Annotated in this window: 15 protein-coding genes and 1 riboswitch; of the genes, 7 read left to right on the top strand and 8 right to left on the bottom strand. The window is 53.4% G+C overall.

The window, feature by feature from the left end; genetic code table 11:
- Nucleotides 1–21: 21 nt before the first annotated feature.
- A riboswitch (TPP riboswitch) is annotated at nt 22–119 on the bottom strand.
- A 118-nt stretch (nt 120–237) separates the two neighbouring features.
- The 4 genes from DS901_RS18040 (at nt 238) to DS901_RS18025 (ending at nt 3,498) form a co-directional block, all read left to right on the top strand.
- Complete coding sequence (locus DS901_RS18040) at nt 238–876, top strand: HD domain-containing protein (RefSeq protein ID WP_113778330.1); 639 nt, start codon at nt 238–240, stop codon at nt 874–876.
- A 75-nt stretch (nt 877–951) separates the two neighbouring features.
- Complete coding sequence (aroC, locus tag DS901_RS18035; RefSeq protein WP_113778329.1) at nt 952–2,055, top strand: chorismate synthase; 1,104 nt, start codon at nt 952–954, stop codon at nt 2,053–2,055.
- A 158-nt stretch (nt 2,056–2,213) separates the two neighbouring features.
- A complete protein-coding gene (locus tag DS901_RS18030) occupies nt 2,214–2,447 on the top strand; it encodes a hypothetical protein (RefSeq protein WP_113778328.1) in 234 nt (77 codons plus the stop codon).
- Between the two features lie 49 nt (nt 2,448–2,496).
- Complete coding sequence (locus DS901_RS18025) at nt 2,497–3,498, top strand: glycosyltransferase family 2 protein (RefSeq protein WP_113778327.1); 1,002 nt, start codon at nt 2,497–2,499, stop codon at nt 3,496–3,498.
- On the opposite strand, the gene DS901_RS18020 is transcribed toward DS901_RS18025, so the two are convergent.
- The 6 genes from DS901_RS18020 to DS901_RS18860 form a co-directional block, all read right to left on the bottom strand.
- The gene (locus DS901_RS18020; protein WP_113778326.1) at nt 3,495–4,367 is read right to left on the bottom strand and encodes a DMT family transporter; all 873 of its coding nucleotides are present in this window, start codon (nt 4,365–4,367) and stop codon (nt 3,495–3,497) included. The two genes, DS901_RS18025 and DS901_RS18020, sit on opposite strands and share 4 nt — an antisense overlap.
- 145 nt (nt 4,368–4,512) lie before the next feature.
- The gene (locus tag DS901_RS18015; RefSeq protein ID WP_113778325.1) at nt 4,513–4,803 is read right to left on the bottom strand and encodes an HU family DNA-binding protein; all 291 of its coding nucleotides are present in this window, start codon (nt 4,801–4,803) and stop codon (nt 4,513–4,515) included.
- 132 nt (nt 4,804–4,935) lie between these two features.
- The gene (locus DS901_RS18010) at nt 4,936–6,417 is read right to left on the bottom strand and encodes an AMP nucleosidase (protein WP_113778324.1); all 1,482 of its coding nucleotides are present in this window, start codon (nt 6,415–6,417) and stop codon (nt 4,936–4,938) included.
- The gene (gene ade, locus DS901_RS18005; RefSeq protein WP_113778323.1) at nt 6,414–8,213 is read right to left on the bottom strand and encodes an adenine deaminase; all 1,800 of its coding nucleotides are present in this window, start codon (nt 8,211–8,213) and stop codon (nt 6,414–6,416) included. Before ade ends, DS901_RS18010 begins: the two co-directional genes overlap by 4 nt.
- A 116-nt stretch (nt 8,214–8,329) precedes the next feature.
- Nucleotides 8,330–8,746 (bottom strand): c-type cytochrome, encoded by a 417-nt coding sequence (locus DS901_RS18000; RefSeq protein ID WP_113778322.1) that lies wholly within the window; start codon nt 8,744–8,746, stop codon nt 8,330–8,332.
- A 171-nt stretch (nt 8,747–8,917) separates the two neighbouring features.
- Entirely contained in the window at nt 8,918–9,079 is a 162-nt protein-coding gene (locus DS901_RS18860) for a hypothetical protein (RefSeq protein ID WP_181820928.1), read from the bottom strand.
- A gap of 96 nt (nt 9,080–9,175) precedes the next feature.
- Between DS901_RS18860 and DS901_RS17995 the strand changes: the two genes are divergently transcribed.
- Nucleotides 9,176–10,033, top strand: a complete 858-nt coding sequence (locus DS901_RS17995) for a LysR family transcriptional regulator (protein ID WP_113778321.1) — start codon at nt 9,176–9,178, stop codon at nt 10,031–10,033.
- On the opposite strand, the gene DS901_RS17990 is transcribed toward DS901_RS17995, so the two are convergent.
- Complete coding sequence (locus DS901_RS17990; RefSeq protein WP_113778320.1) at nt 10,030–10,578, bottom strand: ActR/PrrA/RegA family redox response regulator transcription factor; 549 nt, start codon at nt 10,576–10,578, stop codon at nt 10,030–10,032. The two genes, DS901_RS17995 and DS901_RS17990, sit on opposite strands and share 4 nt — an antisense overlap.
- A gap of 54 nt (nt 10,579–10,632) precedes the next feature.
- Complete coding sequence (locus tag DS901_RS17985; protein ID WP_113778319.1) at nt 10,633–11,226, bottom strand: SCO family protein; 594 nt, start codon at nt 11,224–11,226, stop codon at nt 10,633–10,635.
- An 84-nt stretch (nt 11,227–11,310) separates the two neighbouring features.
- Between DS901_RS17985 and regB the strand changes: the two genes are divergently transcribed.
- Together regB and DS901_RS17975 are read left to right on the top strand one after the other, a co-directional pair.
- Nucleotides 11,311–12,681, top strand: a complete 1,371-nt coding sequence (gene regB / locus DS901_RS17980; RefSeq protein ID WP_113778318.1) for a sensor histidine kinase RegB — start codon at nt 11,311–11,313, stop codon at nt 12,679–12,681.
- A gap of 77 nt (nt 12,682–12,758) precedes the next feature.
- Nucleotides 12,759–14,354: a PAS-domain containing protein gene (locus tag DS901_RS17975; protein WP_113778317.1), complete on the top strand. Its 1,596-nt coding sequence runs from the start codon at nt 12,759–12,761 to the stop codon at nt 14,352–14,354.
- Nucleotides 14,355–14,390 lie beyond the last annotated feature (36 nt).

The raw sequence follows: 14,390 nt of genomic DNA, 5'->3' as shown, positions 1-14,390 counted from the left end.
CGACGGGCGGAATGGGGGATAGCGTGATTGCCATACCTTCCCTCCGCCGGTCTTAACCGGTTCAGGTTCAACGGGTCCGCTTGCGCATCTCAGCCGATATGGCCCCCCGAGGTGCGGCCTACATACGCATGTTTCACCAAAATGCAAAGAACATGAAACTATGCGGGTATCAGGGTTGATCATTCGTTATATCTTGCCTCGAAAGCCGCAGGTTCAGGCAAAATTTAAGGGATATAAATGCACGACGCGCTCGCACAATTTCTACTTCGCACGACCACACAAGATTCAGCCCATGACATCGGACACCTGCACCGCGTTTGGCGAAATGCACAGATCATTGCAGACCAAGAACCGCCTAGTGACCGGGTTGTGCTGCTGCATGCCGCCTATTTGCACGACCTCGTTAATTTGCCCAAGTCGCACCCCGACCGCGCCAATGCCTCTGCAAGATCGGCCGAAAAGGCCAAACCATTCTCGCGTGATCAAGGGCTTAGCAGCGCGCAAATCGACGCGACCTGCCATACGATTGTTGCGCATAGTTTTTCGGCCAATGTCACCCCGCAAACGCTTGAAGCAAAAATTATCCAAGACGCGGACCGGATCGATGCGCTAGGCGCGGTGGGTTTAGCCCGATGCTTTGCCGTGTCGGGCGCTTTGGGGCGTCCGTTGTTTGATCCTGCCGACCCGTTTGCGACGACCCGCGCGCTGGACGACCAATCCTTTGCAATAGACCACTTTGCAGTAAAACTGCTGCGCCTTCCCGAAACCATGAAAACGACTGCGGGCCGTGATCTTGCCGCGCAACGTGCTGACATCCTGCGCACGTATCTGAACGACCTCGCACATGAGCTGAATTTTCCCGTCTCTGGCTGGTAGCAAATCAGCTCCGCAGCCGTGATTGAATGTGGTGCGATGTTCCTGTAATCCAAGGCCAATCAATGGGGCGCGCATATGTCGATGAATAGTTTTGGTCACCTTTTTAAGTTCACAACCTGGGGCGAAAGCCACGGGCCCGCCTTAGGTGCGACCGTTGACGGCTGCCCTCCTAGCGTACCAATTGACGCGGCGATGCTGCAACAATGGCTGGATAAACGTCGCCCGGGCCTGAACAAAAATACAACCCAACGCAATGAACCTGATGCGGTCGAAATCCTGTCCGGTGTGTTTGAGGGTAAATCAACCGGCACCCCAATCCAGCTGATGATCCGGAATACCGATCAACGGTCCAAAGACTACGGCGATATTGCCAACACATTTCGGCCCGGCCATGCGGATATCACCTACCACCAGAAATATGGCATCCGCGATTATCGTGGCGGCGGTCGGTCTTCGGCGCGCGAAACAGCGTCACGTGTTGCTGCGGGCGGGGTTGCGCGCCAAGCGATCAAAGCAATCGCGCCCGATGTCCAGATCAGAGGCTACATGACCCAAATGGGCAGCAAAGCCATTGATCGTGCCAATATCGATTGGGACCAGATCGATCAAAATGATTTTTTCTGCCCAGACGCACAAGCCGCCGCAGAATGGAACGACTATTTGGCGTGGCTACGCAAAGACGATCACAACTCTGTTGGTGCAATTATTGAAGTCGTCGCGCGCGGTGTGCCGGCCGGTATCGGCGCCCCGGTTTATGCTAAGTTAGACACTGATTTAGCCGCCGCGATGATGTCCATCAACGCCGTCAAAGGCGTTGAGATTGGCGAAGGCATGAACGCCGCATCGCTCACAGGGCGTGACAACGCGGATGAAATTTTTATGGGACCAAACGGGCCTGAGTATAGTTCAAACCACGCAGGCGGCATTCTAGGCGGGATCAGCACAGGGCAAGACATCGTCGTGCGCTTTGCGGTCAAACCAACATCATCTATCCTCAGCCCGCGCAAATCCATCCGCATGGATGGGTCCCCGATGGAAGTCATCACCAAAGGCCGCCATGATCCTTGTGTCGGCATTCGCGCAGTGCCTGTGGGCGAAGCGATGATGGCCTGTGTAATCTTGGATCACCTGCTCTTGGATCGCGGTCATACAGGCGGCACGCGCGGAAAAATCGGGTAACTAAGCCTGAGCGCCAAAGTGAGACCTGTTGCAAAAAGCCCCTCGCGACCAAAAATGCCCAGATATTATTGACTTATTTTCGTCAATAGGCAACAAATTCAGCGCGTGGTTTCTATCGAAGCCATGTGTGATAGAGCTCGAAACCTAAGGCATATAAAATGAAACTATTTACCGCCGTCTTTGGCACATCAACTGTTGCCGCCATCTCTGCCTACGCAGGTGGTGTTGCGAATATGATCGTTGAAACCGCTCCTGTCGTTATGGAACCCACCGAAACAGTCGGTTCAAGCGCCCCTAGCTGGGTTATTCCAGTGATTATCATCGCAGCCCTCGTTGGCGCTGCAGCATTGTCTGGTGACGACGATGATGATGACAACGGAGGCCTATACTAAGGCTTTTAGTACCAATTTACATCTTATGAAATTGGTCTAGGAAACGATCATGATCGGTGAAAAGCCACGTATTGTGATCGGTATATGTACGCGGCAGCGGAACACGCTGCTGCGTCGTTTGATTGACGGCATCCAAGACCAACCTGTGCCCGCAGGGTATAGCGTTGAGATTGTTGTTATTGATAACAACAATGTTCCTACAGCAGAACCTGCGCTAGATGGCGCCGCAACCCGCTTTCCCATTTCTGTCGAACATGAACCGCAAGCGGGTCTGGTTTTTGCGCGTAACCATGCGCTAGATGCCGCTACTGCACGCGGTGCAACTTGGTTTATCGGCGTCGACGACGATGAATGGGTCGATGAAAACTGGCTGGCGGAAATGGTTGATGGCTTTGAGACGCTCAGCTCTCCGGTGCTGATCGCGCAATGTATCTATGAATATGACGACACGCTCAGCCCCTACCGGCAGGCAAGACAACTCCAATCGCTGACCAAAGGCAAACGCCCTTCGGTTCTTTCCAGCGGCAACTACGCCATCCATCGCCGCATTTTTGCAGACGACGACGGGCTGAATATGCGCTTTGATCCGTTCTTTAACGAAAGCGGGGGCGAAGACGTTGATTTTTTTCTGCGCATTCAACACATCCACGGCTATGTTGCCGCACCTGTCCCCGGTTCAATTGTCTACGAAGCTTGGGATGGCGAACGCGCGACGCTCAGCTATCATCTAAAACGGTGCCTCCGCAATCAAGTGGCGGGCTACCATATCCTGCGGCGACACCGGCGGCTGGGGCTCTATGGCAATGCCATTCACAATGGTTTTCGTGTGGTGTTAAAAACGAACCGACATCTTGTCTACGGCATTGGCACGCTTCTGCTTGGTGCCGTGACCGTTCCGTTCAAGCGTAACGACGGTCAGAAACTAATCGGTCTCGGGATCGAAAGATGCGTTGTCGCGGCAGCCCTTGGGGCGTTTTTATTCGGGATGTTACCCGTCGGCTATGGCGCAAGTGTTCAAGGGTCGCCTGATGGCGTCAGACCAAACAGTTAAGGCGCAACCGGTTGCTTTGACAATTGCACCGCCAAGATCCCGCCTGCGATAATCGCAACGCCGATGATGTCTAACACCCCAATCGCTTCGCCTAACAGCACAGCCGCAATGGCCACGCCTAGGAATGGGTTCAAAAAATGGAATGTCGACGCCTTTACGGCGCCAATCCGTCCCACCAGCATGAACCACACCCATGTGGCCGCCAAACCGGGGATCAGCGTTGTATAGACAAACGCCACGATTAACTGCCAATTCCAAGTAACCACCCAGTCTTCAAGCAAGATGGCAGGGCCAGCCAAGATCGTTGCCCCCACAAGCATTTGCAGCCCGACAATCATCAACACGTTCCCGCCCGACGCCGCGCCCATGACGGCCAATGTCGCGATGGTCAGCGATACGACCGCAACCAAACAAAGGACCAAGCCAAACGGATCAACACCGCCTTGCAGCCGCGCACCCATGATCAAGGCGACGCCGATCACACCCGCGACCAACCCGGTCAGCCCAAGCGGCTTTACCTTTGTTCCAAAAACGACCCAACCGACAAGCGCCACAAGCAAAGGCATCGTCGACGCAATAATCGCGGCCAACGACGCAGGCACAGTTTGCATCGCGACAAAATTCATACCCAGATAAAGCGCGTTTTGGCACAGGCCAAAGATCAGCACCCCTATCCATTGGCGGCGCGTCAACTTGGCCGACTGCCCAATCGCAAACGCAATCACAACGCCAATCACACCCGAAACAAAAAATCGGAGCGCAAGTGCGCTAAGCGGTGGTGCATATTCCACGATCACCCGCGCCGAAGTGAAGGCCGAGGACCACATAAGGGCAAAGGCGAGCCCCATAAGAATTGCTTTGATATCCATGGCGGGACGTTTGCTGAACACCCAAGAAACGTCAATCCAAGATCATAAATACATTGTATCAATACGATTGTTCGAGCCCGCAAAAAAGGGCCACCCAATCTGGATGACCCCTTTAAACCGTACATTTAGCACAAGGCCAAATGATTTAGCCGTTCACGCTGTCTTTCAGCGCTTTGGCGATTGTCATTTTGACAACCTTATCGGCTTCTTTTTTGATCTGTTCGCCTGTGGCAGGGTTACGGACCATACGCTCTGGGCGCTCACGGCAATAAATTTTGCCAACACCTGGAAGCGTCACAGCACCACCGCCGGAAACTTCTTTGGTGATGATGCCGGTCACGGCGTCCAATGCAGCGCCTGCTGCTTTTTTATCTGTGCCAAGTTCTTCGGCTAGTGCAGCAACAAGTTGCGCCTTCGTTAGTGGTTTAGTCGCCATTTTCTGGTCTCCCTTAATTGCCCGCCCTATGGGGCCTCTACCCGCGCATTTAACGGTATGTTGTGGCACACCACAACGATTAGTGTGCGCTTTCAAGTGAAAATAGCGACATTTCGCCCGTTTTTTTCGACTTTAGAGGAATGCGGTCTCTTCAAAGCTGCGTAATTTGCGACTGTGAATGCGTTCCAGCGGCATTTCACGCAACCGTTCCATCGCCCGAATACCGATCATCAGGTGCGCTGCGACCTGCGTTTTATAAAAACCAGATGCCATTCCCGGCAGCTTCAACTCTCCATGAAGGGGTTTGTCGCTTACACACAGTAGGGTTCCATAGGGTACCCGAAACCGAAATCCGTTGGCAGCAATGGTCGCACTTTCCATGTCCAAGGCGACGGCACGTGACTGCGATAGCCGTTGCACCGGGCCCGACTGGTCGCGCAGTTCCCAATTGCGGTTGTCAATTGTCGCAACGGTGCCGGTCCGCATAATCCGCTTCAGTTCGTATCCTTCAAGCTTGGTCACGTCGGCCACCGCTGTTTCCAGCGCAATCTGGATTTCTGCTAGCGCCGGGATTGGGACCCAAATCGGCAGATCATCATCCAAAACGTGATCTTCGCGCAGATAAGCATGCGCCAATACAAAGTCACCCAATCGCTGCGAATTGCGCAACCCTGCGCAGTGACCAACCATCAACCATGCGTGTGGCCGCAAGACGGCAATATGATCGGTCGCGGTTTTCGCATTTGACGGACCAACACCGATATTGACCAAGGTAATCCCACCGCCGTTTTCGCGTTTCAGGTGGTAGGTCGGCATTTGTGGCAGCTTTGCAGGTGTCGGAATTACCGCTTCGGCATCAGTGATTTCCACGTTCCCGGTGCTGACAAAACTTGTGTAGCCGCTATTCGGATCAGCCAGCATTTTGCGCGCGTAGTTTTCAAATTCTTCGACATAGAATTGGTAGTTCGTAAACAACACGTGATTTTGGAAATGCTCGGCAGCAGTCGCCGTGTAATGCGATAATCGTGCAAGCGAATAATCCACGCGCTGCGCTGTAAAGGGCGCGAGTGGCTGTGCGCCATCGGGATAAGCAAACCCCTCACCATTCACAATCGCATCATGGGTCGTTGACAGATCCGGCACGTCAAAATTGTCACGCAGGTTAAAGTCTAACGTGCCGTCTTGGGGCACTGTAAGGTTTGGGTCATTTGCCGCCGCAAAATGCACTGGCATCACGGTATCAGATGCCCCAATGATAACGGGCACGCCGTGACTGTTCAGCAATAGCTGGATCTGTTGTTCAAGGTAGGATTCAAACAAATCCGGTCGCGTGACCGTTGTCGCATATACACCCGGTTCAGCAACATGACCAAACGACAAACGGTTATCCATCTTTGCGTGGGTTGTCGTGGTGAGCCGAATTTCTGGGTAATACGCACGCGCGCGCGTTTCCGGTTGCCCATTGTCCATCGCTTCTTGGAAACGTTCAGACAAAAAACCCGCCGCAGTTTCATAAAGGCTCAGCAATCGCGCGACGGCGGCTTTTGCGTCTGTAAATGCCTCGTGGCCGGGCACATCGGGTGTCCGGATCGTGACCTGATTTTCTACATTCATAGGTCGTCCTCAAATAGTTCAGTTAATTCGAATTTTTCTACGTCTACCAAGCCCAGATCAGAAATCCGCAACGATGGGATGACAACAAGCGCCAAAAGCGAATGCTGCATATAGGCATTATTTAATGTACAGCCACATTCCATCATCGCCGCGACCATTTCATCGGCCTTAGCCGCGACATCAATAGCGGGTTGATCCGACATAAGCCCTGCAATCGGCAATTCAACAAGCGCAAGTTCTTTGCCGTCTTTCCAGACGGTGACACCACCGCCAACTTCGCCTAATCGGTTGGCCGCAGCAGCCATATTTTCACGGTCGGTGCCGACAACGATCATATGGTGGCTGTCATGCGCCACAGTCGAGGCCATCGCCATCTTACCCGTGTAGCCAAAGCCAGAGACAAAGGCGTTCACGACTTTTCCTGTACCTTGATGCCGTTCAACAAGTGCGATCTGGTAAGTGTCATCTGTACCTTCAACCAACCCATCAACAACGGGAAGTTCAGCGGTAAGTGCTTCGGTCGGAGCTTGGTTTTCGACGACTCCAATCACCTTGACCTTAACCTCATTCTTGCCAGCAGGGGCAGTGATCGCGAAATCATCGCCGCCCAACGCCTTGCCCATATTCACGGTTTGGCGCGCGTCGGTGGGCCAATCATAATGTGGGCATTCGACGGCTATCTTACCATCAATAGCAACCGTACGACCACGTGCAATCACCCGTTCTACCGGCAGCGTTACTAAGTCAGACGTCAAGATCACATCCGCCCGGCGCCCCGGCGCAATCGACCCCAATTCCCGTTCCAAGCCAAAATGCGTAGCCGTGTTGATCGTCGCCATTTGCAACGCGATCAATGGATCACAACCGCACGCGATCGCGTGGCGCACAACGCGGTTCATGTGGCCATCGTTCACCAGCGTCCCTGAATGGCAGTCATCTGTACAAAGGATAAAGTTGCGCGGATCAAGCCCCTTTTCAGTGATCGCGGTAATCTGGCTTTCAACATCATACCACGCGGACCCAAGCCGCATCATCGACTTCATCCCCAAACGAACACGCGCGATTGCGTCTGCCTCAGCGGTGCCTTCGTGATCATCGGCCGGCCCCCCCGCAACATAGGCGGCAAAGGCGTTTCCTTTGTCTGGGCTGGCATAGTGGCCACCAACCGTTTTACCCGCATTCATCGTCGCAGCCATTTCGGCCAACATCTGTGGATCGCCGTTGATCACACCTGGGAAATTCATCATTTCACCAAGGCCTATAATACCGGGCCATGCCATGGCTTCGGCCACATCTTGGGCGGATATTTCAAAACCCGTCGTTTCAAGCCCCGGAGCCGAGGGGGCGCAGGATGGCATTTGCGTATAGATATTGATGGGCTGCATCAGCGCTTCGTCATGCATCATGCGCACGCCACGCAAGCCCAGCACGTTGGCAATCTCGTGCGGATCGGTGAACATCGTCGTTGTACCATGGGGTATCACGGCGGCGGCAAATTCAGCCGGGGTCAGCATCCCGCTTTCAATATGCATATGCCCATCGCAGAGACCCGGAATCAAATATCGGTCCGTCGCATCAATGATCTCTGTATCTGGCCCAATACAATGGCTAGCGTCCAGACCCACATAGGCAAAGCGCCCGCCCGCAATGGCGACTTGCCACCCGTCTAGCACTTCGCGGGACTGCACGTTAACTAGCTTACCGCCAGAAATGATAAGGTCAGCATGCGCGCGCCCTGCGGCAACAGCGACCAAACGGGGGGCCAATTCAGCCCAAGATTTGATGTGATATTCCATCCCCAATGGTTTCACCGATTTTAGCCGGTTTCAAGAGGGTATGGGCCGCAAAAAGGTAAAGGGGCCGCACTGGATTATCCAATGCAGCCCCTACAACAATCCGTATTTAGGTGGCGTTAAAGTGTCCCCAAAAACGCGTAAATGTCAGCCGCTTGCTGTGCATCGCGGACTTGATAGGCCATTTTACCGCGGGCACGGCCGTCGCCAGTTGCTTCGCGCAAATAGGCTGTTGGGTTTTGTACATAGGCAACAAAAGATTCTTCGTCCCATGTCGCGCTTGTTTCGCCCAGCGCAACCAACGCATCGCCGTACCGAAAGTCTTCGATCGCGGCCAATACGCGGCCATCTATCCCGTAAAGATTTGGACCCGTGCGCGCATTGCGACCAGCAAGCACTTCGCCAGCATCGTCACGCACAACGTGGCACGCAACGCATTGGCGATTAAATTGCTGTTCGCCAGCTGCTGCATCACCTTCGGCAAGCACAGGAGAAGCAAGTGCGGCCAAGGTCGCGGCGAGTGTAATAGTTTTCATGATCGTTGTCCTTTTTCGATCTGATCAATGACTGTTTGCCCCAGTCGCATAAAATATAGTGTGCTGGGCAGTCTAAACCAACCTTAAAGGCAATTATTCTGCGCTGCGATGCATCAAAACATCGCAGCTTTGCCGCCATCGTATGTAGCATGGCGGCAAAGCTTGGTTTCGTCACGATTTGCTTGATCTTTGTGCATGCGCGCGCAATTGGGCCTCTTTGCGTTCGATTTCATAGGTTTTGCGCGGACGTCCATCGTGAACCCAATTGTCTGGCGCATCCCAGCGGGCATTGCGTGTTGCGGTCAGGAAGCTGTTGGAAAGTATTGATAGCATGACTATTCCTTTCTGAATGTTGATAATGAACAAATAAAAGGATTGCAGTGTTAATGCGACTCTGTAAGATTTTCATTATGTTAGCTGAACTATCATATGAATTGGCGTGATATCCCATCACTTGCCGCGCTGCGCGCATTTGATGCTGCGGCAAGGGCAGGGTCGTTTTCGCAAGCCGCCCGCGAATTAAACGTCACCCACGCCGCAATCGCTCAACACGTGCGGTCGGTCGAATCTGATCTTGGGACGTCATTGCTCGTACGTCAGGGTCGCGGAGTGGTGCTAACGGATGCGGGTGCGCGTTTGGCTGATGCGCTTTCGGATGGGTTCGGGCAAATTATTGCAGGTGTAAAATCCGTGCGCGCCGACGTGGACGCCCGACCGCTGTCGATCACCGCAACCCATAACTTTGCGGAAAGTTGGTTGATGCCACGGATCGGGAAATTTTGGGCCAAATACCCTGAAATCGCTTTGTCCATTGTTCCCAGCAACAAGCTGGTCGATCTGCGCAAGGACGGGTTTGATGTTGGCATCAGATACGGTGATGGGAACTGGCCAGGCCTTGAGACAACGCATCTGCTGGCCGCAGACTATACGGTTGTTGCGGCGCCCGGCGTTGTCAAAACCGATCAAATAGCACAATCCGGCGCAACATGGTTTTTCGAAGACGCCCATCAGGAATCTCAGCGCTGGGTCCGCGAGGCTGGATTGATAGGAGCCTCACAAAAATCTGTCACCGTTTCCACATTGGGTATGGCCTTATCGGCCGTGCGGGCAGGCGGCGGAATGACAATCGCAGCCAGTGCATTGGTAAGCGACGATATTAGGGACGGGCGGCTTGTCGCGTTAAGCCAAACCCAACCTGAAGGCATTGGGTATTACATCATTCATCCGCCCGGTGTTCTATCGGACAAAGTCAAGACATTTAAGAAATGGCTGTTGAAAGCGCTTTAGCGCGGGCTACGTTTTGCCAAAATCCGTTGCAACGTCCGACGGTGCATCGAAAGCCTGCGCGCCGTTTCAGACACATTGCGATCACACAGCTCATACACCCGTTGAATATGTTCCCAACGCACGCGGTCCGCGCTCATTGGGTTTTCTGGTGGTGGAGGAAGGGCCGCATCACCTGCCAATAATGCATTTGTCACATCATTTGCGTCCGCAGGTTTCGCTAAATAGTCAATCGCGCCAATTTTTACAGCCGCCACCGCTGTCGCAATCGCACCATATCCAGTCAGTACGACAATCCGACTTTCGGGGCGCTTTGTACGCAGCAGTTCAACTACATCCAACCCGTTCCCATCTTCTAACCGCAAATCGACAACGGCATAGGCGGGCGGGCGCACATTTGCGATTGCCTTGCCAGCCGCCACAGATTCAGCCGTTTCAACAGCAAATCCGCGTTTTTCCATCGCCTTGGCCAGTCGCCGCAAGAACGCTTCGTCATCATCAACAAGAAGAAGGCTCTTATCGTCGCCCAGATCCAATGGCTCGGTCATTATGGTGCATTCCTCGCTAGTGTGCGCCTAAGTGTAGGTTTATAGCACCCTTCGTCAACCTGTGATCATGCACGCGGCGACCTGAGCAACGTGTTCTGCGCTGTCGTCACGTCCGAATATGGCTGCAACACCGGATTCCGGAAGGGCCAAATAGGTCGATGTCGAATGGGCGATCAGGTAATACTCCGGGTCACCGTCCTCTTTTTGATAAAATGTGCGATAGGCTTGCGATACAACTGCAACCTGTGCGCCAGTCCCCGTGAGCCCAATCATTTTAGGATGAAAATTATCGGCATAGTCACGCACCACATCCACGCTATCGCGATCGGGGTCGATTGAGATGAAAACTGGCGTCGCGCTCAGCCCTTGGTCAGCCAAAATATCAATTGCCGCTGCGTTGCGCGCATTGTCGAGCGGGCAAACATCGGGGCAGAACGTATAACCGAAATAGATCAATGTAGGCTCAACGATCACATCGCGATCCGTCACAATAACCCCGGTTTCACTACGCAAGGTAAACGACCCGCCGATATCACCACCAACCGTGGCACCACAATCGGGCACTGGAACAAACTGAGTGATCGCAAAAGTCGTGCCAAGCGCGACCACAACCGTTGTTCCTGCAAGTACTGCAATCAATTTAGACATCTACGTCCCTTTCCCTATTCGCGCATTGATCCCCCAAGCGGCGCTGCTTATCAATGATCTACCTTGCCAACGGGATCACAGCATATGTCCGTTTCTGACTTTAGCCAGTTTCAACAACAGCAACGTAGCAATTGGATACGGCTGCGTACCCTGACATCACTACGCTGGGCCGCGACGATGGGACAGACCGCCGCAATTCTAGTGGCTAGCTTGATCTACGGTCTTCAAATTAACCTTGGGCTTGCCACCCTATTTATCGGGGTTTCTGTTATTGCCAATCTTGTCGCGACCATTGGATATCCAGAGAACACACGGCTTTCTGAACGTGGCGCGTCGCTTTGGCTGGTTTTTGATTTGGTGCAGCTTGGTCTTTTGCTCGCCATCGCAGGCGGGCTGAACAATCCGTTTGCAATGTTGATGTTGGCGCCCGTCACAATCGCGGCCACTGTTTTGCACCTGAGCACCACAGTGTTTCTAGGGCTGACGGCCATCGCAATCATCACATCGATCAGCCAAGTCCACATGCCAATCACGATGCATGACGGCACCGTTTTAGTGCTTCCGATGATTTTTCAATTCGGATTTTGGGCATCGATTGTCATTGGAATCGTGTTTTTGTCGGTCTACGCGCGCCAAGTCACCACCGAAATGCATGCCATGCGCGAAGCCTTGGTCGCCACGCAACTCGCGCTCGCGCGTGAACAAAAGCTCACGGATCTTGGGGGCGTTGTCGCGGCCGCAGCGCATGAACTTGGCACACCGCTGGCCACAATCAAACTTGTCGCCAGCGAAATGAAAGAAGACCTAGGCGATCACCCCGATCTGTTTGAGGATGCCAGCCTTATCGGACAACAGGCCGACCGATGTCGCGACATTCTGCATTCGATGGGGCGGGCCGGAAAAGACGATCTGCACATGCGGCACGCACCGCTGGAAGCCATTGTACGCGAAGCCGCGGAGCCACATATGGAGCGAGGTAAACATGTGCAATTCCAAATTGATACATCCCAAGATCAACCGACCATCGCACGGCGCCCTGAAATCATTCACGGTCTGCGCAATCTGATCCAAAACGCCGTTGATTTTGCACAAACCGAGGTCTGCGTCGCGCTAACCTGGACAGACACCACGCTAAATGTCCGTATTTCAGACGACGGGCCGGGGTTTCCAGGATCAGTCATAGGACGGATCGGTGACCCCTATGTGCGGCAACGGCGGCAGACTGATGATGCAGCGCGTCCCGGCTACAAGGGGATGGGGCTTGGGTTGTTTATCGCCAAGACACTATTGGAACGCTCCGGTGCGCGGCTTGCCTTTGCAAACAGTCGCAGGGCTGGCTTAGGCGAAGGTGGGGCAGTCATCGATGTCACGTGGACACGCGACTCACTACCAAATAGCGGAGACCGTGCGAGCACACCCTTGGGCGAAAACCAACAAAACAGCCCCGACACCTAGGACCGAGGTTAAGCTTAACCTCGCATTAACCTCAAATAGCGATGTTCAATTTTAATTTAAATTGAGGACGTTGTCAGATGGTCGTTAGCTTCTTCCAGATCACAGTTATGGGCTGCTGCTTGGTGCTGCTTTGTGCCGTTATCTTCAAGTCGCGGCGTGACCTGCAGCACCTCAATCGACAAATTGATTTATCCACGCCCCCCTACGATGACAAAGCTATATTTCTTTTTCATGATAGCAATTTAGTTGATGCGACTCCCCAAGCCACAGCATTGCTTTCTGGCGGCGCCGACGGGTTGTCAGAGCTGGATGCACTTGTCCAACTGCTTGCCCCGCATGTCCCCAATCTACGCCAGATCACTGAAAATCCGCCCGCCACGAAAACGCGAATAAATGGAGTGACTGCTGATTCGATCTGGATCGAAATTAACAAAATTGGTGGCCGCACGCGTATTGCAGTCAACGGAGCCCAAGGCAAACTTGGCATTGGAAAACCGGCGACGATAGAACAAGATGTGCAGCTTTCCGAACTTGCGATGCTGCGCGACCTGACCCAGCACAGCCCGCAATTGATCTGGCAGGAAACATCCGATGGCAGGCTGTTATGGGCAAATCAAACCTACCTTACATTTGCGGATAACATGCTTTCGTCCCCCAAGGACGCCCAAAAAACCTGGCCTAGCACGTCAATTTTCCCCGACCTGCACGAAACGCTTGGGGCGGGCACAACGGGGGTGCGTCGCCTTTCGGTAAAGTCACACGACCAACCAGTTGAGCATTGGTTTGACATCACTAGCACCCCGTTTAACGCGGGTTTTTTACACTATGCGAGCGACGCAAATGGGATCGTGCGCGCCGAACGCGAGCGACAGAACTTCAAGCAAACCTTAGGGAAAACATTTGCAGAGCTTTCTTGTGGACTAGCCGTTTTTGACAAGAACCGTCGGTTGACCACGTTTAACCCTGCGATCCTTGATCTCACTGGGTTGCAGTTCGAATTTCTAAGCAATCGACCAACGCTTGACACGGTTTTAGACAGGCTACGCGAAAAACGGATGCTACCGGAACCTAAGAATTACGCGAATTGGCGCGCGCAATTCACCGCCGTCGAGGAGGCGGCAAAAGACGGCACTTATCGCGAAACATGGGCGCTTCCGGATGGGCAAATTTACCGGGTCTCTGGGCGACCACATCCTGACGGGGCATTTGCGTTTATGTTCGAGGATATTAGCGCCGAAGTTTCGCTGGCTCGCAGGTTTCGTGACGACATTGAAACGGGGCAAGCGGTGTTGGATGCTATGCCGGATGCAGTTGCTGTATTTTCAGCCGCAGGAACATTGCTGATCTGCAATCAGGCTTACACCGATCTTTGGCAAACAAATCCGGCCGTTTACCATGAACAACGCGCACTACAGACTGAAATGAAAGTTTGGAAAAACCACAGCGCAACGACGCAAGTCTGGTCGCGCATTCGAAATTTCATCTACCAGACGGGTCCGCGTGACCCATGGAGCGATACAACATTTCTAGATGATGGTCGCGAATTAACCTGCCACACCAACCCAATTGCCGCTGGCAAAACACTGGTTCGGTTTACAACAACCGCCAAGGTGAAGCCAGAAATTCAGAAACTGATGATGCGCGACCCTGCAATCCAGATTGGAAAACGCTGATTTCGCCTTGCAGACACGGTGACAAGCAATAGTGTT

The organism is Loktanella sp. D2R18 (genome assembly GCF_003318235.1).
In the GTDB taxonomy this organism is placed as follows: Bacteria; Pseudomonadota; Alphaproteobacteria; order Rhodobacterales; family Rhodobacteraceae; genus Yoonia.
The sequence above is the reverse complement of the archived record's forward strand: the minus strand, read 5'-3'. Positions and strand labels throughout refer to the sequence as shown.

Excerpts from the sequence above, each read along its gene's own strand:
- DS901_RS18040 (WP_113778330.1), top strand. The coding sequence starts at position 238 with ATGCACGACGCGCTCGCACAATTTCTACTTCGCACGACCACACAAGAT.
- aroC (WP_113778329.1), top strand. The coding sequence starts at position 952 with ATGTCGATGAATAGTTTTGGTCACCTTTTTAAGTTCACAACCTGGGGC.
- DS901_RS18030 (WP_113778328.1), top strand. The coding sequence starts at position 2,214 with ATGAAACTATTTACCGCCGTCTTTGGCACATCAACTGTTGCCGCCATC.
- DS901_RS18025 (WP_113778327.1), top strand. The coding sequence starts at position 2,497 with ATGATCGGTGAAAAGCCACGTATTGTGATCGGTATATGTACGCGGCAG.
- DS901_RS18020 (WP_113778326.1), bottom strand. The coding sequence starts at position 4,367 with ATGGATATCAAAGCAATTCTTATGGGGCTCGCCTTTGCCCTTATGTGG.
- DS901_RS18015 (WP_113778325.1), bottom strand. The coding sequence starts at position 4,803 with ATGGCGACTAAACCACTAACGAAGGCGCAACTTGTTGCTGCACTAGCC.
- DS901_RS18010 (WP_113778324.1), bottom strand. The coding sequence starts at position 6,417 with ATGAATGTAGAAAATCAGGTCACGATCCGGACACCCGATGTGCCCGGC.
- ade (WP_113778323.1), bottom strand. The coding sequence starts at position 8,213 with ATGGAATATCACATCAAATCTTGGGCTGAATTGGCCCCCCGTTTGGTC.
- DS901_RS18000 (WP_113778322.1), bottom strand. The coding sequence starts at position 8,746 with ATGAAAACTATTACACTCGCCGCGACCTTGGCCGCACTTGCTTCTCCT.
- DS901_RS18860 (WP_181820928.1), bottom strand. The coding sequence starts at position 9,079 with ATGCTATCAATACTTTCCAACAGCTTCCTGACCGCAACACGCAATGCC.
- DS901_RS17995 (WP_113778321.1), top strand. The coding sequence starts at position 9,176 with ATGAATTGGCGTGATATCCCATCACTTGCCGCGCTGCGCGCATTTGAT.
- DS901_RS17990 (WP_113778320.1), bottom strand. The coding sequence starts at position 10,578 with ATGACCGAGCCATTGGATCTGGGCGACGATAAGAGCCTTCTTCTTGTT.
- DS901_RS17985 (WP_113778319.1), bottom strand. The coding sequence starts at position 11,226 with ATGTCTAAATTGATTGCAGTACTTGCAGGAACAACGGTTGTGGTCGCG.
- regB (WP_113778318.1), top strand. The coding sequence starts at position 11,311 with ATGTCCGTTTCTGACTTTAGCCAGTTTCAACAACAGCAACGTAGCAAT.
- DS901_RS17975 (WP_113778317.1), top strand. The coding sequence starts at position 12,759 with ATGGTCGTTAGCTTCTTCCAGATCACAGTTATGGGCTGCTGCTTGGTG.